This window comes from Proteus sp. G4415 (assembly GCF_963896075.1).
Taxonomy (GTDB): Bacteria; Pseudomonadota; Gammaproteobacteria; order Enterobacterales; family Enterobacteriaceae; genus Proteus; species Proteus mirabilis.
Map to the genome: position 1 here is coordinate 1 of NZ_CAWQOK010000069.1, position 20,797 is coordinate 20,797.

The window sequence follows — 20,797 nt, forward strand, 5'->3', positions numbered from 1 at the left end:
TTTTTTAACTAACGATAATTAATTTTATTTCTATGATTGCAGTCACAGAATAAATTTTTTAATAACCACAATATCATAATGGTTAATGAAAAATACGTAAAAACCGAATGTAACATATTGTAAATACAAATATTTAACAATTCACCACAAGCTATTTTCAGTAATAAAAAGTGTTGATAACTATTATATCTATTCTAAACCAATCGTTATTATATTTTATATACAACGAAAAACAAGTAGAGAAAAGAACACATTTATCATCACAAATTATTTCTTATTTAAATTAGTTAAGCGGAGATAAATATTAATGTCTGATACACATCATCGTCCTATATTAGATATTGGACTATCAAGACTAGAGTTTCTGCGAATATCCGGTAAAGGGCTGGCAGGGATCACCATAGCACCCGCACTACTTTCTCTTTTAGGTTGTAAGCAAGAAGAAATAGACAGTGGCGTTATTCAACTGACAACCACACCTAAAGGTGTATTAGTGACTAATCGTGCCCGTTGCACTGGCTGTCATCGTTGTGAAACAGCATGTACAACATGGAATGATGGTAGCGTTGGATCTTTCTTCTCCCGTACTAAAATCCATCGTCATTTCTATTTTGGTGATAAAGGCATTGGCTCTGGAGGGGGCTTATATGGCGACTTAAACTTTACCACTGATACTTGTCGCCAATGCAAAACACCCGAGTGTATGAACGTCTGCCCAGTAAAAGCTATCCGTTATCAAGAAGAGTTTGGCTGTATTGTCGTTGATACTCGTCGTTGTATCGGCTGTGCCGCTTGTACAACAGCTTGCCCGTGGATGATGGCAACCGTCAATCCACAAACGAAAAAATCCGGTAAATGTAATTTATGTGGTGAATGCGCCTCAGCATGCCCAACAGGGGCATTGCACATTATTGAATGGAAAGAAATTACCGTTTGATTTTTCTTAGCAATCACCTCATTGACCCCTCTTTAGATTAGGAAGCAATATTATGATTAACGGCTGGACTGGCAATATACTAAGAATTAATTTAACTACCGGTGCCATCTCTCGCGAAAGCTCAAGCCAATACAAATCCTTAATTGGTGGTATGGGCTTTGGCTACAAAATTATGTATGAAGAAGTTGCACCCGGTGTAAAACCTTTTGATGAAGAAAACAAAGTGGTATTTGCGGTAGGCCCGCTAACAGGATCAGGCGCCCCCTGTAGCTCTCGCGTCAATATCACCTCTCTTTCAACCTTTACTCGCGGTAATTTAGTGGTTGATGCCCATATGGGAGGCTTTTTTGCCGCATGGATGAAATTTGCCGGCTATGATGCGTTGATCATTGAAGGTCAAGCAGATAAACCCGTGTGGATCCATATTGATGATGACCAAGTTTCCATTGAAGATGCCTCTTTTTTATGGGGAAAAGGAACTCGTCAAACAACAGAAGAACTTTGTGCTCAAACAAGCCCAGAAGCGTGTGTTGCTGCTATTGGCCCTGCGGGTGAAAACCTTGTCCCTCTTTCAGGACTTATCAATAGTCGTAACCACAGTGGTGGTGCTGGAATTGGTGCCGTACTTGGTGCTAAAAAATTAAAAGCGATTGTGGTTGAAGGAAGTCGTGGCGTTAATGTTGCCGATCGTAAAGCATTAAAAGAGCTTAACGACTATATGATGACACAACTTATTGGCGCAAATAATAATCACGTCGTACCAAGTACCCCACAATCTTGGGCAGAGTATTCACATCCGGGTTCACGCTGGACTGCACGTAAAGGGCTTTATTGGGGAGCAGCTGAAGGTGGCCCCATTGAAACAGGGGAGATCCCACCGGGCAATGCCAATACTGTCGGCTTTAGAACCATGAAATCAACCTTCGATCTTGGCCCTGAAGCAGAACAATACACGGTAAAAATGGGGGGATGCCACTCATGCCCTATTCGCTGTATGTCACAACTTAATGTCCCGCAAGCGAAAAAATTTGGCGTACCTCAAACAGGCGGAAACACTTGTGTCGCCAACTTTGTTCATACCACCATTTTCCCTAATGGCCCGAAAGATATTGAGAAAAAAGGCGATGCCAATGTTGTTGGTAATCTTGTCGGCCTCAATATTTTTGATGATATGGGCTTATGGTGCAACTACGGTCAGCTTCATCGTGACTTTACTTATTGCTATACCCACGGGGTTTTTAAACGTGTTCTTTCTGAAGAAGAGTATAACGATATTCCTTGGGATAAACTTGAAGAAGGTGATCCCGCATTTATCAAAGATTTCTATTACCGCTTAGCCCATCGTAAAGGTGAATTTAGTCACCTTGCTGATGGCTCTTATTTAATTGCACAACGCTGGAATTTAGGTGAGGAATATTGGGGTAATAAGAAAAATAAACTTTGGTCACCGATGGGTTTCCCTATTCACCATGCAAATGAAGCTTCTGCTCAAGTAGGCTCCATCGTCAACTGTATGTTTAACCGCGATGCGATGACACATACTCATATCAACTATATCGGTAGTGGTTTACCGCTAAAATTACAAAAAGAGATTGCAGGTGAACTATTTGGCTCTGGTGATGCTTTTGATGAAACCAAAAACTACACGCCGATTAATAAAGCAAAAATCGCCTATACCAAATGGACCATTTTGCGTAGTTGCCTACATGATGCCGTGACATTATGTAACTGGGTATGGCCAATGACCGTATCACCTCATAAAAGCCGCAACTATCGTGGCGATTTAGATATGGAAGCAAAATTTTTCACTGCCATTACCGGTGAACCAACCACTTCTCAAGATCTTGATTTAGCCTCAGAACGCATCTTCACTTTACATCGTGCTTACACGGTTAAGTTAATGAACACAATGGATATGCGTAATGAGCATGACCAAATCTGTTCATGGGTATTTGATAAAGATCCTGATATTCCTGTCTTTACGGAAGGGACAGACAAAATGGATAGAGAAGATATGCAACTCTCTCTCACCCTATTTTATGAAGAAATGGGCTGGGATCCACAATTAGGCTGTCCAACAAAAGCAACTTTAGTACGCCTTGGATTACAAGATGTTGCTGACGATTTAGCATCACGTGGCTTATTACCCAATTAATAGGTAAAGGAGATCATGATGAATAAACAGAATGCATCAGCCTCTATACCACCTGATATTGCTCATGATGCTGATATTACTTTAGAACAACCGGATATTTCTCTTCGTCGTTGGCTATTGCCGTTATCAGAGAGAGGTATTGGGCATGATACTCACACCTTAACGGATACCACAGAAGAGCAAATTGAAGATATCGCGCAATTATCGGCTGAACAACATCTAGCCAATGCAATCCGTCAATGTTCAAAAGAAGGTGAACTATTAGCTATTTCCACGCTGTATGATGCGCCTTATTCACTCTCTGAAGAAGAGGTAATGCAATTAAGAGTCGCGTTGAAAGAGGACGCTTTCGTTGATATTACTTATTTAACACATAATGGTGAGGATTATTTCTATTCTGACACTGTTATGTCAGATAACTATGCACAATTACAGCTTCTCAATAGATATACCGATATTTGTACTGCCATTGCAGGTTTAGTTCGCTTTGAATGCGAAACCTACCCTCGACCATTGAAGCAAAGCATGTTGATGTTGGAGCCTTTTTATTACACCGCTTCAGAAATAGACGATGCATTGACGCTGATGAAAACTCACCCTGATTTTCAAGATATTCAGCAAATATTCGCCTCTAACAATGCCCCTTACCTATTTAGTAGCACCCTAATGAGTTATGGCAAGGCGAGAGGGTTAACAGAATGGCTGGAGGTAGAACAATATGAAAATCCTTAATGCTCTACCCTGTCGACGAAATGTTCTGTGGGTATTACAACAGCATCAGATTGAGGAGCAAAAATAATGCATGTTTCTCGCCGTAAATTTGTAGCAGGTATAGGTACAGTGATCTTTTTCAGTGCGCCACTGGGTAGTGCCTTAGCGGCAGCCACAGATAAAAAACCGATACGCTATGCCATGATCCATGACGAAACACGCTGTAATGGCTGTAATATTTGTGCCACAGCGTGCCGTCGATTAAATAAAGTACCAACCGGAATGGCGCGAATGGATATTGCACACATTCCATTAAGCTTAAAAGAAGATAACGATAAGTACCATTTTTTTAGACACTCATGTCAGCAGTGTGAAGATGCTCCTTGTATCTCGGTTTGTCCTACGGGCGCATCTTGGCGCGATGAAAACAATGGTATTGTTCGCGTTAATAAAGAGAAATGTATTGGCTGTAGCTATTGCATATCAGCCTGTCCTTACCAAGTTCGTTATCTTAATCCCGTAACACATGTTGCTGATAAATGTGACTTTTGTCTTGAGTCTCGATTACAAAAAGGGTTCCCACCGATTTGTGTCAGCGCTTGCCCACAAAACGCCCTACTCTTTGGTAGAGAAGATAGCCCACAAATTCAGCAATGGCTAAAAACACATGACTACTATCTCTATCAACTTGATGGAGTAGGAAAACCGCATCTTTATCGACGTGTTGGACCTCATGTACAAGGGGGAGATAACGTATGAGTGCAATAAATATCATGCCAAATGCAGCACAATTTCAAGCCTCACTCAAACAGTATGTCTTAATCTATACACCGGACTATTTACCACTTTGGTTAATTGTTGCCGGCGTATTATTTGTCGGCATGCTACTTGTACTCGCACTTCATGGTTTTTTACGTTACCGCTTTGCCACACCCCATGGAGAGCATCATCAAGAAGAGAAACTCTATCTTTACTCAAAAGCGGTACGTTTATGGCATTGGAGTAATGCAACTTTATTTATCTTACTCCTTCTCAGTGGCGGGATTAACCATTTCGCCCTACTCTCGGCACATGACACGGCGTTACTCGTCAATGTGCATGAAATTTGTGGTTATCTACTCTTAGTATGCTGGTTGTCCTTTGTGTTAATTAATCTTGTTGGTGGCAATGGTAAATTTTACCGTATTGACAGTAAAAACTGGTTGCAACGAGTATTAATGCAAACGCGTTTTTATCTTTACGGCATTATTAAGGGGGAAGATCATCCTTTTCCAGCCACTCCCAAGGTTAAATTTAATCCACTGCAACAAATGGCTTATTTAGGTGTGATGTATGCATTAGTACCATTACTTTTAATCACTGGGGTCTTACTGCAAAATCCCATGTTTATCCCTGCGGATGCTGTGCTATTTAAAGCTTGGTTATTAATAATTCACCAAATACTAGCCGTGTGTAGTGTCTTTTTTATCTTTGGTCACCTTTACCTGTGTACCACCGGAAGAACGCCATTCCAAACCTTTCGCAGTATGGTTGACGGCTACCATAGACACTAATAAATAGATGGATCAAGGAGCTTATATGTCAGTCCCTTCACAGGAAAATATCACACTAACCAAAGAAGACTTACGCCAACTGCATGTTTCAAGTTCACTTTATCGTTGGTTTTTGCGTTATTTTCCCCATGGAGGTACTTACCGTGCTATCCATAATGAATTGATAAAACAACGTCAAACACAATGGATAGAAAGCTTAATTCAATATATTTATCTGCGTCATTTTAGTCAGTCCTCTTTTGCCAAACAGGAACAAGAAGTGATAGAAAACATCTTGTCCCTGTTAGGCAATGAAAAACAAACCGGTGTGACATTACAACGTTTACCCTATCACCAACCGCAATCTAGCGACGAAAACATCCAGTTTTCTACCGAATGGCATCAACTGATTGTCAAAAGCCAACAATTTAACACCGCCCTTGCATTATGCGGTCGTGATAATATTGTCGCCTTTTCCGGTGATGAAAACAGTATTGCTAACACTGGTTATAGTAACCAATTAATCAACAGCGGATTTGCTGGAAAGATCAGTAATACGGCAGATCAATGTCGTATTGGTAGCTTAGGAGGACGCTCTCGTATTTGTAATAGTGGCAACGATGTTAAAATTTACGCTTCTGGTCAAGGGGCGCATATTGCCAATAGTGGCATAAGAAACTTTATTAATGCGACTCAATCCCGTACAAAAATAGCCAATACTGGTGATTTAGCACATATTACTATTACTGGCGATAACGCCATTGCTATCAACACAGGTGATAACTGCACACTCTCTGTATCTGGGGATAACAGCGTGTGTATCTCAACAGGGCATCTTCAGCAATTTTGCTTAGGAAAAGGCGGTAGCGCTGTGATTGCCTATCACGATGGAAAACGTACCCGCTTTAACGTTTTCTATGAAGGTGAAGATAATATTGAGGCCGGCATTCACTACTACTTAGATGAAAAACAGCGCCCTGTTGCAATGGATAATATTACTTAACTCAATAATTAATAAAAAATTCTCATAGAAGCTATTGGGCAAACATGGAGACGAAACACGATAACTTCGCATTGTTTCACAAAGATTTATAGTTATATTTTATATTTTTGATATAAACAGCAAAATATATTTTTAAGCATAAAATGTGAATAAGCTATTATCACCACTTGTGACCAAGTTATGCATTAGGGACTACTGTGATAGTTGTATTAGTATCCTTGTCTTTCTTTATAAAAGAACCATTTTTATCTTTAATATATGCAGAATTACCGATCCTAACTTCCTCTTCATTTAAAGAATACATTATTGACATCACTTTATCTTTTTCTATACATTTTTTGTTACTTTTAATTTCAGTAAAACATAATCGATCGTATTTTCCTTCTTCTAAATATCCATCACCGTAATTCCATATATAAATATAGAAGGAGCTATCTTTAGCTTTAAATAAATTATACTTTTTATCTAAAACATCTTGGTTGTTTTTCCACCATATTATTTTTCCATAATCAGTTATCGGAAAATCCTCAACCAGAATAGAGGTGGTATACGTATCTTTATGTACTCCCATAACTTTAACGGGAATAAAAAACTCATACACTACAAAAAAAATAAAAGATAGCAAAAATATGATTATTGTTATTTTATATTTAAAAGCCATTATTTTGGACTCCGAATTTTTATATTAATAGTCGCTTTTATAATATATTATAATTATTTCACTCGGTAAGGAATCACTTTGAATTATTGTGCTGGCATTCACCTGGGCATAATTAAAAATTGATGCATTAGTTAAAACAACAGTCATATATTTTTCTTGTGAACTAAAATGGTCAATAAAACAATATTAGCACAGCATAAGATTAAGCAATAAACATTTTTCACTGTATTAAAGAAAAATTATGTGTATTTTCAATCTATAGGTCAACCTAGTCAATATTTATGTGTTACACAGAGAACTTTAATACTCTATTGTGGACAATTTCACGTACAATCGAGTATTATAAAACTCTCAACCTAACACATAATATTAGTGAATTTATAGATTATGCAAAAAATGATATCTATGCAGAGCGGATAAAAAAAGCAAATATTATCTTTCTCTGCCTCGTCGCACAATATTTAGATAGTTTAAACTGCTTTCAAGACGAATTCAGACCAAAGTGATTTGGGCAACTTAAATTTTCTTAGCTTACTTTATGGAGCTTTGATTTATCACCTACTGAGCAGATCATCTTAAAAGGAAAATAGCACCACTAGGTTACCGAAACGGCAACCCCGACGATAAAATATATGGCTGTATTGATGAGGAGGGCACGGAATGACCCGTTTACGCACTGTATCAAAGCACCCAGAGCAATTAGAAACCACACCATTAATTGCGGAAAGTCATCACTATGATGACCCTTTGGAGCCTCAAAAACTGGTGTTTTTAGAGGCAGTTAATCAACAGAGTTGTGTGATTAATTCACCACAGCGCAATAGCCAACTTACTAATACAATACCTTTTTTTATCATACTGTTAGTTATGGCCGTTTATACACTGTATGGTTTTATTGAAAACCATAAATCAAATTATTTTACCCTTCAAGATAACTCTAACTATTTTAATGAAAAATATGGTGTTGATAACTTACCAATAGGGTTATCAAACTATTTGCCATATATGAAAGTTAAGGAAATAAGTATCGGAACATATTTAATCGATTACTATACGGATAAAATTTACAGAAATGATAAGTTTAAGATATTGATGATTATCGGCTGGCTAATTTTTTTCCCCGGTTTTTTATGGCTATTTGGCTACCTCTCTTTCTTTACGCCTCCTGTGTACCTTATTGCGGATAGGCAAAGAGGGATACTGTATAGCTATGGCATGGGAAAAGTGCGTTTAACCCGCTATAAAGAGGCGCAATTTGGTTATGCGGGCAACATGTTGGCAATTAAACTATATGCCATTAATGAAAAAACAGGCCAATTAAAAACGATCCTCTATCGCCCCAATGTGTCCCACTACTCCAGTTTCCTAACCAGTACCGACAGTGAAAACCACCGTTTTATCACTTTCCTTAATGCCTATATGCAACAAGGTCGAGATGCCGTTTCGCCTGTTGATTACCAAGCCCGTAAGCCCTTTTTATCTTTTGGTAAAAACCCACTTCCTGCTGATTTTGAGCAACAGGTCGAACAGATTCTGGCAAAGCTTGATCAGGAGAAAAAACACCATGCGTAAAATTGATAAGGAAGGCACGGAATGACCCGTTTACGCACTGTATCAAAACACCCTGAGCAATTAGAAACCACACCATTAATTGCGGAAAGCCATCACTACGATGATCCTTTAGCACCTCAAAAACTGGTATTTTTAGAGGCGGTCAATCAACAGCGTTGTGTAATTAACTCACCACAGCGCAATAGCCAACTCACTAATACAATACCCTTTTTTATAGTGCTTCTAGTAATGACTTTTTATACTCTGTTTGGGTTTATAGATAATCATCTAGGTAAGAAAACATCTATGGAACAGATGTCTAAATACTTAGAGGAAAAATATAGTTATTTATCTGAGGATAAGAGGAAAAATAATAGATCTGTTGTTCTATATTCACCATTTTTTAATAAAGAAAAAATTAGCTGGTGGGAGTATATAAAAGCGTATAACTCCGGTGAATTTTTTATTGATAGCCAATATGATAAATACCTCGTCATTGGCTGGCTAATTTTTTTCCCCGGTTTTTTATGGCTATTTGGCTATCTCTCTTTCTTTACGCCTCCTGTATATCTTATTGCTGATAGGCAAAGAGGAATACTGTATAGCTATGGCATGGGAAAAGTACGTTTAACCCGCTATAAAGAGGCGCAATTTGGTTATGCGGGCAATATGTTGGCAATTAAACTATATAGCATTAATGAAAAAACAGGCCAATTAAAAACGATCCTCTATCGCCCCAATGTGTCCCACTACTCCAGTTTCCTAACCAGTACCGACAGTGAAAACCACCGTTTTATCACTTTCCTTAATGCCTATATGCAACAAGGTCGAGATGCCGTTTCGCCTGTTGATTACCAAGCCCGTAAGCCCTTTTTATCTTTTGGTAAAAACCCACTTCCTGCTGATTTTGAGCAACAGGTCGAACAGATTCTGGCAAAGCTTGATCAGGAGAAAAAACACCATGCGTAAAATTGATAAGGAAGGTACGGAATGACCTGTTTACGCTTGTGATGTTCAGGTAGTTGTATACTCATTGTTATAGATTAAGTTCCAGTTTTCCCTACAAAGGTACACATCGAATTAAGCGGGATAAAATTTATTTTTCCACTTTGTGCTATTAAGTTAAAACTAAGTTTAATATAACTTTTTGTAGGTGAAGATAATATTGTGGTGAGTACTTACTACTATTTAGATGAAAAACAGCACCCCGTTGCAATGAATAATTTTACTGAATGCTTATAATTAGTAAAAATCCTCACAGAAGTTAGCTTGTAAAAATGGACACTATAATGTCCAATTATGCCATATTATGCTATAATTGGACATTATAGTATCCATTTTATGTTTAGAGCTAATAATGAAACTCTCATTACTTACCGATATTGATGTTAGTCGAGCTTTTGCTACTCATTTACGAAAACGACGAGAAAAAGAAAAATGGTCTCGGGAACATCTTGCCGAGCGCAGTACCGTCCCTGCATCAACAATTAAAAAATTTGAGTTACAAGGCAAAATTTCATTACGACAACTACTGTTACTTTGGCAGTGTCTTGATGATTTAAATAACCTTTATGCCGTTGTTGACCCTAAAAAAGCCAATAAGCCTCGTATACCAAGAACCATTGAAGAGGTATTACAAGATGAATTTTAAGCTAACATGGTAAACAACCACCATTAAACATAATCAAACATCTTGCAGAAATAGCTGGTTTTGAAAGTTGGCAACAAGCACAAACGTATATCCATCATACTGTTGATATTATTAGTCAATTCTCATCGTTAGCTAAAGAGTATGACGTTTCAAATTCCGTTCGTGCTGATATTGATAAAACGCTTACTAATCGCCTAAAAGAAAATCAACACTTACTTTAATTTCGTAAAAAAGGGAAACTTCCGTTTCCCTTTTAGATTTTAATTTAATGTATTTTAGCTTATTTGTTTATCCCAGAGTGGATCACTTTTTTATGTTGTGAGCCAGCTACTTTATCGTAAATAGCGCATATAACAATAGTCACTAATACAGGAATTAACCACGCTAATCCTTGCTCACTTAATGGTAATTTAGCCGCCCAATCCGGTAATAAATGTTTTAAATGATCGGATGCTTTAATGGCATCAAAAATGCCAAAAAATAAGCTTATTGCCATTGCAGGGGCAATAATACGGCTTGGATTATGCCAAAAACGTAAAGTGAAACTCATCAGAATAATCACAATACAAGGAGGATAAATCATCACCAGAACAGGAATGGAGAACGCAATCAGTTTACTTAAACCAAGATTAGAGACTACCGCGGAAAATACAGCCAAAATCAATACTAATGTACGATAAGAAATAGGCAAATAGCGGCTAAAAAACTCCGCACAAGCACAAGTTAAACCTACCGCTGTCACCATACAAGCTAAGAAAATAAGCAGAGCTAAAAAGAAACTACCAAAATTACCGAAAGTATGTTGCACATAAGCATGTAAAATATCTGCGCCATCTTTTGCTTCTGGAATAATGCTGCCGCTAGCAGAACCAAGCTTAAATAAACTAAGATAAATCGCCGTTAATAACACCCCCGCGATAATTCCCGCCCACATAGTATAACGTGTTAATAAAGACGAATTATCAATCCCTCTTGAGCGGGCCGCATTGACAATAACAATACCAAAGACCATCGCGCCTAACGTATCCATGGTAAGATAGCCATTAATAAAACCTTGGGTAAATGCCATATCTTGATATGCTTGTGTAGCGGGGATCGGCGTTCCTGCTGGCCAAAATAGCGCAGCTAAACCTAATACAGCTAAGGCTAAAATTTTAATCGGTGCCAGAATGTGACCAACACTATCAAGTAATTTTCCCGGATACAGTGAAATACCGATAACAATTAAAAAGTAAATAACACTATAAATAAGTAAGGCAATATCACTATCACCCACTAAAGGGGCAATGCCAACTTTAAAAGAGACCGTTGCGGTTCGAGGGGTGGCAAATAAAGGGCCGACAGCAAGATAAGCGACTATTGCTAATAAAAGTCCCATAGATTTACCAATGGGGGTGCTTAATGCTTCAATTCCCCCTCCCACTTTCGCTAATGCCACCACTGTTAGCACAGGTAAGCCAACTCCGGTTAGCAAAAAACCAATGGCCGCAGTCCAAACAAACTCCCCTGATTGCAACCCCACCATCGGGGGAAAAATAATATTCCCTGCTCCAACAAATAGAGCAAAAGTCATAAAACCTAATGCCAGAATGTCTCTGGAAGTTAATCGATGTGCCATAAGATTTGTTAATATATCGTTATTGGATGGTTAATTTACATTTACTATATAAAGTAAATACAACAAAAATATCAGCAGTATCTATTTTGCTTCATGATGGGTTATTCAGAATAATATTTAAGAATAATCATTTTACACAGAGCAATTACATATTAAATAGAAAAAAGCGCCGATAACTGCTCACAAGTAAAACTTTTATAATGAAAAAAGGCAATAGCTGATCTAAAAAGCAGAATAATCATCTAAAGTATTTTTTCAGGCCAGTGATAACTGTTATATATCGCCAATTATCCCCGATATGATTTGTATATTTTTTACTCACCAAACGGCAATCTAGCCATCAATTAAAGTTCCCATTAATTAATAATATTAAAATTTAACGCTACGATATTAGATTTTATTGATATTGATTTGATGGGTATATGACAAAAATACCTTTATCACCTCTTTTAAAAATAGGTAATAAAGGTACTAATAAAATAAGGATAAAAACGAAATTATTTTTTTTCTGTTAACAATGTTTGCGGCATGATAAAAGAAAAAGTGCTTCCTACACCGACTTTACTTTCAATATTCAGTATTGAGTGATGATGTTGTAAGGACTTTTTGACAATCGCCAATCCAAGCCCTGTACCACCTGTGTGGCGGGAGCGCGCTTTATCTACACGATAAAAACGTTCGGTTAAGCGCGTTAAATGTTCAGCACTGATACCCGGCCCATTATCTGACACACTAAACAACATACCTTGTGGTACTTTTTTCCAACTCACGCGAATAGTCGTACCCTCAGGGGTATGATTTATGGCGTTATAGACAAGGTTAGATACGGCACTACGCAATTGCTCTTCATTACCACGAACAGCCCATTTATGGTCAATATCAAAGATGATATTTTGTTGTTCTTGGCTTAATGAATGCGCGTCATGCTCAAGCACGCTTAATAGCGCAGGCATATCGACAACCGTGTTCAAATCAATATGAGGCGCAGATTCAATACGTGAAAGCTGTAACAGTTGTTGTACTAATAAGTCCATACGCTTTGCTTGCTCTTGCATGATCTTAATCACTTTATGTTCAGCCGGGTTTTCTGCGGTATTCTCTTCCATCATCTCAAGATAGCCTTGAATAACCGTTAAAGGTGTTCTTAATTCATGGCTCACATTAGCAAAAAAATCACGTCGCGAATTTTCTAACTTATTCTTCTCGGTCACATCGCGAGCAACCATTAAACGTTGATCATCCGCATAAGGCATCACCCGAAATTCAACAATAGCACCATTATTTAATGCAATAGTTAAAGGGCGGCTAAAATCGGCGACGGTGAAATAATGTAAAAAATCGGGATAGCGCAATAAATTAAAAATATTTTGTCCATTATCATCAGGCCAACGAAAGCCTAGAAGATGCTGAGCAAGACTATTACACCAAAAGATATTTCCTTCATTAGTGATCATCACAACGGCATCTGGTAGGCTCTCCGCCCCGCTACGAAAACGCTTAATTAAATCACCTAATTCTCGACGGCGTTTACGGTTACGTTGCTGTGTTTGTCGTATACCATAAAAAATAGGCTCCCAGCCCCCTTTCCCTTCTGGGGGTAATACCGATCTATCGAGCCATAACCATTTAGATAATTTCATTAAATTATAGGCGTGCCATATCAAGGCACTCAGTAATGAGACCACGAGCAACCAAGGAAGGTGGCCGATAAATAGTGATAATACAAAGGCAGGTAAACAAAATAGAAATAGCCCCCACACGAGGGCTTTCCATGAGAGTCGTTCTAACACCAGTTAATTACTCCCTTATCAACTCAAAATCGAGCAGAGAAACGATATCCCGTTCCTCGTACCGTTTGTATCATTCGGTCATGGCCATCTTGCTCTATAGCTTTACGCAATCGACGAATATGTACATCGACAGTACGATCTTCGACATAAACATTGGTGCCCCAAACATAGTTTAGCAACTGCTCTCGGCTATATACACGTTCGGGATGGGTCATAAAAAAGTGGAGAAGTTTAAATTCGGTAGGCCCCATATCAATGGGTTTATCTTGACTGGTAACTCGATGTGAAACAGGATCAAGACTTAATCCATTAAATTCAATCACATCTTCTGCCGACATCGGTGACAATCGTCGTAAAATAGCCTTTACCCGAGCCACCAGCTCTTTAGGCGAAAAAGGTTTAATCACATAGTCATCCGCGCCTGTTTCGAGACCTTTGACTTTATCTTCTTCTTCCCCTTTTGCTGTTAGCATAATAATAGGAATATCACGGGTATTATTTTCACGCTTCATCTGTTTAATCACTTGGATACCCGAGCCTCCGGGGATCATCCAATCTAATAAAACCAGATCAGGGTAAGGGTCAATCAGAAAACTCAATGCAGTATCATAGTCCTCAGCTTCAATAGGCTGAAAACCATTTTGCTCTAATACAAAACAGATCATCTCTCGAATTGCGGTTTCATCTTCAACAACAAGAATACGCCTTGCCATACTCTATCCTGTGTTATTTATATAGAGGGTCATAATGATTATGAGGCACTTTTATGACAGATTTATGACTGACTATGACAATACTGGAATACAGTGTCATTGTTAAGGTAAATAAGGCTAAAATTGGTGTAATTTCACTCAAAATACGTAGCTCATAGGTGGATTTTCACTAAAAAAGTAAGGTGCGCTATACTGACGGCAGTTAACATTAAGGGATAGCAATGCGGATTATTCACACCTCAGATTGGCATTTAGGACAATATTTTTTTACAAAAACTCGCGCCCAAGAGCACCAACAATTTCTCGATTGGCTATTAGCACAAATCCGTGAACAACAAGTTGATGCAGTTATTGTTGCAGGGGATATCTTTGATACTGGCTCCCCCCCCAGTTATGCCCGAGAGCTTTATAATCGATTTGTCGTCGCAATAAGAGATACTCAGTGCCAACTGATTATTTTAGGGGGTAATCATGATTCTGTGGCAACGCTAAATGAATCTAAATCACTGTTAGCGTGTTTAAATACCACCGTCATTGCTAATGTTCACACTGAAACCCCACAAGCCCCTATTATTCTTTATCAAAAAAATCACACACCTGGAGCATTACTTTGTGCAATCCCCTATTTACGCCCTAGAGATATGATAAATAGCAAAAGTGGGCAATCGGGAGCAGACAAACAGGGCGCTTTAAAAGAAGCGATCGCAGATTATTATCAACGCCAATATCAAGCCGCGCTTGACTTACGAAAACAACTCAATGTTAACATCCCTATCATTGCCACAGGGCATCTGACAACGATTGGCGCCAGTGTTAGCGATTCGGTACGTGAAATTTATATCGGCACATTAGAAGCCTTTAACGCAACCCTATTTCCTCCATTTGATTATATCGCCCTTGGTCATATTCATCGCCCACAGCGCGTCAATAAATCGGGTCATATTCGCTACAGTGGTTCACCTATTCCATTAAGTTTTGATGAAAGTGCACAACAGAAAAGTGTTTGTCTTATCGATTTTGAGCAAGATAAGTTAGCGGAAACGACACTATTACCCATCCCTGAGTTTCAGCTATTACGCACTCTTTCAGGCTCGTTACAAGAAATTGCCACACAACTCGAAAAGTTAGCAACACAATATAATGAAATGGATACCACGATTTGGCTAGATATTGAAGTTTCAACTCAAGATTATCTCAGTGATATTCAAAACCGTATTCAAGAGCTAACTCAATCGCCACTCTTTGAAGTGATCGTATTAAGAAGAGCGAGAAAACAACGTCAAGCACTGATGCAAAATGAGAAAGAAACCCTAACTGAACTGACTGTATATGATGTATTTGAAAGGCGCTTAGCTCAACACCAGTTTGAAACCGAGGAAGACAAAACACGGTTAACCACACTCTTTAAGCAAGCGGTTGAAATGGCAGAGCAAGAGGATAACAACGCACGATGAAAATCTTAAGTCTGCGCTTTAAAAACATTAACTCACTCAAAGGCGAATGGAAAATTAACTTTGATCAAGAGCCTTTTGTTAGCAATGGACTATTTGCCATTACAGGCCCGACAGGTGCGGGTAAAACCACGCTCTTAGATGCAATTAGTTTAGCCTTATATCACAGAACGCCACGCTTAGATAAAGTAACCCAATCTCAAAATGAATTAATGACTCGTCACACTGCAGAATGTTTAGCTGAAGTGGAATTTGAAGTTAAAGGGGTTGCCTATCGGGCATTTTGGGAACAACGTCGTGCGAATTATAAAGAAGAGGGAAACTTACAAGCCCCACAGGCTGAGTTAGCAAAAATTAATCGTTTAGGCGGTGAAGATAAAGTTTTAGCCAATAAAATTAGCCAAGTAAAAGAAAAAATAATCTCGATCACCGGATTAGATTTCGATCGCTTCACTAAATCCATGTTGTTATCACAAGGGCAATTTGCTGCATTTCTCAACGCTGATGATAAATCTCGTGCAGAGCTACTTGAAGAGCTTACTGGTACAGATATCTATCGCCATATTTCACAAACAATTTTTAAACATTGGCGCGAAGAAGAGCAGGCTTTAAACACGCTAAAACAACAAGCTCAAATGATGGCATTATTGGATGCAACAACACGCCAAGAGCTATTAACACAACAAGCCAATATTCAAGCACAAGTAACAAGGTTACAAAAAGAGCAACAGGAATACCAAGTTGCTAAGCAATGGCAAGAAAAAGCGCTAGAAATTCAGCAGCAACAACAATCAGCCCAAGCGGGACTCAATGAGGCTCAACAGGCATTAATTATTGCTCAACCCGATATTCAACGCTTAGAAAAAAATGAGCCAGCAGAAAAAATTCGCCCTCTTTATGATGAAAAAAATCGTCGTCTTACAGAGCAAAACTATTTAGCAACACAGTTAACAAGCTTAAAAACAGAAAAACAGGCTATTGAACAACAAAGCCTACCTATCAATAAAAAATTGGCAGACTTTCATGAACAATTAAAAACGCATCATGAGAAAAAACAGCACACTTTACAGTTAATTCGTGAGAAGGTACTGCCTTTAGATAATCAATTGGTGCTGTTACAACAAGAAATTAGTACTAATAACCAACACAAGCATAAATTAGAAAAAATATGCGCTGAATATCTGCAACATTCTCAGTTAGCCGAGAAAAAATTAATCACCACACAACAACAAGTTAATCAATTAAATAACGACTTAACACAACACGCCTATCATGCACAACTTGCGGAAAATCTACCCTTATGGCAACACTATTTTCAGCAATATAATGAAATATCAAACCAATATCTTGCCAACCAAAAACGAGAAACAGCAGAGCAGGGAAAAGTCATAAGTTTGGAAAAAGCATTACAACAAGCTACCCAAACATTAGCCACCCAACAAGAGCAACTTAATTTACAGCAACAGCAACTACAATCTTATCAAACACAATTGGAAGCGCGTCAAAAAGCAGACAAACCCGATGAAATAAAACCGCGATTACAACAAATTAATCTGCAAAAAAATGCATTGGCAAAAATTATAAATTTACACACTCAATTACAACGTAATGGCAAAGAGCAGCAACATTATCAAACTACATTGAGTGAAAATCAGCAAAAAATAGCGGCTCTAACCCAAACGATTGCAGAAAATGATCTGGCACTAAAAGAGAAAGCACAACATCTTAAAGATTTAAATGACAACTATCTTTTGCTACAAAAAGTCGCCGAATATGAGCAAGAGCGTGCACGTTTACTGAAAGATAAACCTTGTCCTCTATGTGGCTCAACACAACATCCTTATGTAGAAACCTATCATGACATCAAACCAGATGAGACAAAGCTACGTTTAGAAGCATTACAACAGCAGGTGCATTCACTCACCATCACCTTAGCCGAACAGCGAACCCAACGGGTAAACTATGGCTCACAAAATAGCACCTTGAGTGACAATATCGCTCAGTTAACCCAAGAGAATAGCGTACTGACCCAACAGTGGCAGACGTTAGCACAAGCACACCATTTACCGTTAGTTGATGATGCAGATAACTTACTGACATTAGAACAATCATTAAATCAGCAAGAGCTTATTCTCACAGAAAAACTTGACAGTTATCAGCAATTAGAAGCCCAAACACATCAAAAGAATACGCATTTTCTCAATGCAAAAGAGCAATTTAATCAACAACAACAATCGGTTAAGCAACAGCAAAATGATTTAGATTATTTGCAAAAAACAATCAAAACCTATCAGCAACAAAGCGAGCACTTGCACCAACAGCAACAACAATTAGCACAACATATTCAGTCAGCGATTGAAAAACAAGGCTATACACTCCCTGAATTTGAGCAGTTCACGCCATGGTTGGCGGCTCGTCAACAAGAGCACCAGCAATATCAAAGTCAGTTAAAAGAGCTTCAGCTATTACAACAAAGCCTACGTGAACAGCAAGTGACGCAAAATGAAAAAAAACGTTATTTAGCAGAAAAACAGGCTGAACTTGAGGCGCTATTAGCAAAATTAAGCCAACAACAGCACCAACAAACACAATGGCAGGATCAACGACAAGCCTTATTTGGTTCACAATCTGTAGAGCAGGTACGTAGTGAACTTGATAAACATAGCCAATTTTTACAAACCCAGATTGAGCAATATACTCAAGAAAAAAACCAACTCGAAAACCGACTTAATCAATTAATTGGCCAATATCAAGAGAGTGAAAAAGCCCTACAACGAGCAATAACACAAGCACAACAAGCCACTGAACACTATCAACACGCGTTAAAAGAGAGTCTTTTTGCCGATGAAAATGACTTTTTAGCCTCTCTATTATCGGTAGAGGAAAGGACACGTCTGCAAGAGCAGCAAAAACAGCGACTTGATAAACTTTTACAAGAAAAAACGCGCCTTGAGACCCAAGAAAAAGCCTATCAACAACATTTATTACAACAACCATTACTCTCAACCCAATGTACTGCTGAGCAATGTAATATCCATTTAGACGACTTAGCAAAGCAACATAACGCATTGCAAGAAACACTATTTAGTCTGCAAATACAATTACGCCAAGATGATGAAAAACGGATAGAGCAACAAACACTATTAGCGCAAATAGCCAAACAGCAAGCGCATTATGATGATTGGAGTTATTTAAATGAGTTAGTTGGCTCTGCATCTGGTGATAAATTTAGTCGCTTTGCCCAAGGGTTAACCCTCGACCATCTTATCTATCTGGCTAATCGTCGCTTAGAAAAACTACATGGTCGTTACTTTTTACAACGCAAAACGACAGGTAGCCTTGAATTACAGATTGCCGATACATGGCAAGCAGATGCTCTACGCGATACACGTACACTTTCTGGTGGAGAAAGTTTTTTAGTCAGCTTATCCCTTGCCTTAGCGTTATCTGATTTAGTCAGTAATAAGACGCAAATTGAGTCACTCTTTTTAGATGAAGGCTTTGGCACTCTCGATCCTGATACACTAGATATTGCTTTAGATGCCTTAGATAGCCTTAATGCTTCTGGCAAAATTATTGGTGTGATCAGTCATGTTGAAGCGATGAAAGAGCGTATTCCGGTACAAATAAAAGTGAAAAAAGCGGGGGGTTTAGGAATAAGTCAGCTAGCACCAGAGTTTAGATATGGTAATAAGAGCAATGAAAATCAATCAGTTAAAGACTAGCTCTAATAATTTGATGTAAGTGGTTAAAATTTTTAGATATCAATAAATCACCCACAGCGTCTATAGTATGTGCATAGATTAGCTCAGGCTAAACAGCTTTAAACGCTTATATTTATCAAGGAGATAAGCATGTCTAACGCATTCACAGAATTAATGAAAAAACGTAGAACAATTTATCATTTAGGTAATCAACTGCCTATTAGCGAAGACAGAGTTGCTACGATCATCAAAGAAGCGGTTAAAGAAAGCCCTAGCGCATTTAACTCACAAACTTCTCGTGTTGTCGTTTTATTTGGTGAACAACACCAGAAATTATGGAATATCGTTAAAGATACTCTGAAAAAATTAGTCCCTGCGGGTGCATTTAGCGCAACAGAAGCCAAAATTAATAGCTTTGCTGCCGGTGCAGGCTCCATCCTTTATTTTGAAGATACTGATATCGTTAAAGGGCTTCAAGAGCAGTTCCCACTGTATGCTGAAAACTTTCCTGTTTGGTCAGAGCAAGCCAGTGGTATGGCTCAGCTTTCTGTCTGGACTGCACTTGCGGCTGAAAATGTAGGGGCATCACTGCAACACTACAATCCAATTATTGATGATGAAGTTCACGCAACTTGGGATATTCCTCGCCATTGGAAATTAAGAGCACAAATGGTCTTTGGCTCTATCGAACAAGAAGCAAGTGAGAAAAATTATATTGAAGATGACGCTCGTTTTAAAATCTTCAAATAATAGACTTTAATATAGACATCTGATCCAAATACCCTCTTTTTATTTTCATTCCTTGCCCACAGCCTCTGTGGGCTTTTTTTTGCCCACGACAAATAATAAAGGTAGCATTAGCCCCCTTCTTTTATGACTTGATCAGTTTAATATCATGCTTTCGCTGCTTTTTCTGAGCTTCTTGACATCCTCCACGCCCTAAAGGACGTGGATCCCTACTGCGTTCAGACTGATGTCTGAATCACCTCGGCGGGTTCCTGCTTCGACGGGCGGTCTGACTGCACCCTCCCTCCACTGGCAAGCACGGCATGTCCTGCCGCTAAAATGTTACGTGCCCCGTTGATATCAGCATTCGCTGTATATCCACATTCAAGGCACTCGAATTGACTTTGTGACTGGCGGTTTTCCTTTGCTGTATGACCACAGCAAGCGCACTTCTGACTGGTGTAGGCTGGTGGTATTGCCACTACCTGACCTCCTCGCCAGAGCTGCTTGTACTCAAGCTGACGGCGCATTTCATACCAGCCCTGCTCCAGTATTGCGCGGTTTAAACCAGATTTAGCTTTTACGTTCCGTCCA

General features: G+C 38.7%; 17 protein-coding genes. 12 read left to right on the forward strand and 5 right to left on the reverse strand.

Features of this window, described 5'->3' with window-relative positions; translation table 11 throughout:
• The first annotated feature begins 307 nt into the window (after window positions 1–307).
• The 6 genes from AACU95_RS08290 to ydhT all read left to right on the forward strand — a co-directional run bounded on the left by AACU95_RS08290 (window position 308) and on the right by ydhT (window position 6,338).
• Window positions 308–937 (forward strand): ferredoxin-like protein, encoded by a 630-nt coding sequence (locus tag AACU95_RS08290; protein ID WP_004245149.1) that lies wholly within the window; start codon window positions 308–310, stop codon window positions 935–937.
• A 52-nt stretch (window positions 938–989) separates the two neighbouring features.
• On the forward strand, window positions 990–3,092 hold the full coding sequence (locus AACU95_RS08295) for an aldehyde ferredoxin oxidoreductase (protein ID WP_017827756.1): 2,103 nt from the start codon (window positions 990–992) through the stop codon (window positions 3,090–3,092).
• An 18-nt stretch (window positions 3,093–3,110) separates the two neighbouring features.
• Window positions 3,111–3,824 carry a YdhW family putative oxidoreductase system protein gene (locus AACU95_RS08300; RefSeq protein WP_237612038.1) on the forward strand — a complete coding sequence of 238 codons (714 nt, stop codon included), beginning with the start codon at window positions 3,111–3,113 and terminating at the stop codon, window positions 3,822–3,824.
• 66 nt (window positions 3,825–3,890) lie between these two features.
• Window positions 3,891–4,562 carry a 4Fe-4S dicluster domain-containing protein gene (locus AACU95_RS08305; protein ID WP_161737230.1) on the forward strand — a complete coding sequence of 224 codons (672 nt, stop codon included), beginning with the start codon at window positions 3,891–3,893 and terminating at the stop codon, window positions 4,560–4,562.
• The gene (gene phsC, locus AACU95_RS08310; RefSeq protein WP_141192214.1) at window positions 4,559–5,356 is read left to right on the forward strand and encodes a thiosulfate reductase cytochrome B subunit; all 798 of its coding nucleotides are present in this window, start codon (window positions 4,559–4,561) and stop codon (window positions 5,354–5,356) included. The genes AACU95_RS08305 and phsC overlap by 4 nt, the downstream gene beginning before the upstream one ends.
• A gap of 7 nt (window positions 5,357–5,363) precedes the next feature.
• On the forward strand, window positions 5,364–6,338 hold the full coding sequence (ydhT, locus tag AACU95_RS08315; protein ID WP_071425477.1) for a protein YdhT: 975 nt from the start codon (window positions 5,364–5,366) through the stop codon (window positions 6,336–6,338).
• A gap of 178 nt (window positions 6,339–6,516) precedes the next feature.
• Here the strand turns inward: ydhT and AACU95_RS08320 are convergent, their stop codons facing one another.
• A complete protein-coding gene (locus AACU95_RS08320) occupies window positions 6,517–6,999 on the reverse strand; it encodes a DUF943 family protein (protein ID WP_141192215.1) in 483 nt (160 codons plus the stop codon).
• Between the two features lie 660 nt (window positions 7,000–7,659).
• On the opposite strand from AACU95_RS08320, the gene AACU95_RS08325 reads away from it, so the two are divergent.
• The 3 genes from AACU95_RS08325 to AACU95_RS08335 all read left to right on the forward strand — a co-directional run bounded on the left by AACU95_RS08325 (window position 7,660) and on the right by AACU95_RS08335 (window position 10,201).
• Window positions 7,660–8,571: a hypothetical protein gene (locus AACU95_RS08325; RefSeq protein ID WP_161737231.1), complete on the forward strand. Its 912-nt coding sequence runs from the start codon at window positions 7,660–7,662 to the stop codon at window positions 8,569–8,571.
• A gap of 21 nt (window positions 8,572–8,592) precedes the next feature.
• Window positions 8,593–9,519, forward strand: coding sequence for a hypothetical protein (locus tag AACU95_RS08330; RefSeq protein ID WP_161737232.1), 927 nt, complete (start codon window positions 8,593–8,595; stop codon window positions 9,517–9,519).
• 388 nt (window positions 9,520–9,907) lie between these two features.
• Entirely contained in the window at window positions 9,908–10,201 is a 294-nt protein-coding gene (locus tag AACU95_RS08335; protein ID WP_004245158.1) for a helix-turn-helix transcriptional regulator, read from the forward strand.
• 280 nt (window positions 10,202–10,481) lie between these two features.
• Here AACU95_RS08335 and brnQ read toward each other — a convergent pair whose 3' ends face one another.
• From brnQ to phoB, 3 genes are all read right to left on the reverse strand, one after another.
• On the reverse strand, window positions 10,482–11,819 hold the full coding sequence (gene brnQ, locus AACU95_RS08340) for a branched-chain amino acid transport system II carrier protein (protein ID WP_012367452.1): 1,338 nt from the start codon (window positions 11,817–11,819) through the stop codon (window positions 10,482–10,484).
• A gap of 497 nt (window positions 11,820–12,316) precedes the next feature.
• Window positions 12,317–13,609: a phosphate regulon sensor histidine kinase PhoR gene (phoR, locus tag AACU95_RS08345; protein WP_141192247.1), complete on the reverse strand. Its 1,293-nt coding sequence runs from the start codon at window positions 13,607–13,609 to the stop codon at window positions 12,317–12,319.
• Between the two features lie 23 nt (window positions 13,610–13,632).
• Window positions 13,633–14,322, reverse strand: a complete 690-nt coding sequence (gene phoB / locus AACU95_RS08350) for a phosphate regulon transcriptional regulator PhoB (protein ID WP_004249004.1) — start codon at window positions 14,320–14,322, stop codon at window positions 13,633–13,635.
• Window positions 14,323–14,543: 221 nt separating this feature from the next.
• Between phoB and sbcD the strand changes: the two genes are divergently transcribed.
• The 3 genes from sbcD (at window position 14,544) to AACU95_RS08365 (ending at window position 20,227) form a co-directional block, all read left to right on the forward strand.
• Window positions 14,544–15,776, forward strand: a complete 1,233-nt coding sequence (sbcD, locus tag AACU95_RS08355; RefSeq protein WP_141192248.1) for an exonuclease subunit SbcD — start codon at window positions 14,544–14,546, stop codon at window positions 15,774–15,776.
• A complete protein-coding gene (locus tag AACU95_RS08360) occupies window positions 15,773–19,498 on the forward strand; it encodes an SbcC/MukB-like Walker B domain-containing protein (RefSeq protein WP_141192249.1) in 3,726 nt (1,241 codons plus the stop codon). Before sbcD ends, AACU95_RS08360 begins: the two co-directional genes overlap by 4 nt.
• Window positions 19,499–19,627: 129 nt before the next feature.
• Window positions 19,628–20,227 carry a nitroreductase family protein gene (locus AACU95_RS08365; RefSeq protein ID WP_141192250.1) on the forward strand — a complete coding sequence of 200 codons (600 nt, stop codon included), beginning with the start codon at window positions 19,628–19,630 and terminating at the stop codon, window positions 20,225–20,227.
• Window positions 20,228–20,442: 215 nt separating this feature from the next.
• On the opposite strand, the gene AACU95_RS08370 is transcribed toward AACU95_RS08365, so the two are convergent.
• The coding region (locus AACU95_RS08370) for an RNA-guided endonuclease InsQ/TnpB family protein (protein WP_161737233.1) at window positions 20,443–20,797 on the reverse strand (355 nt) is incomplete at its 5' end.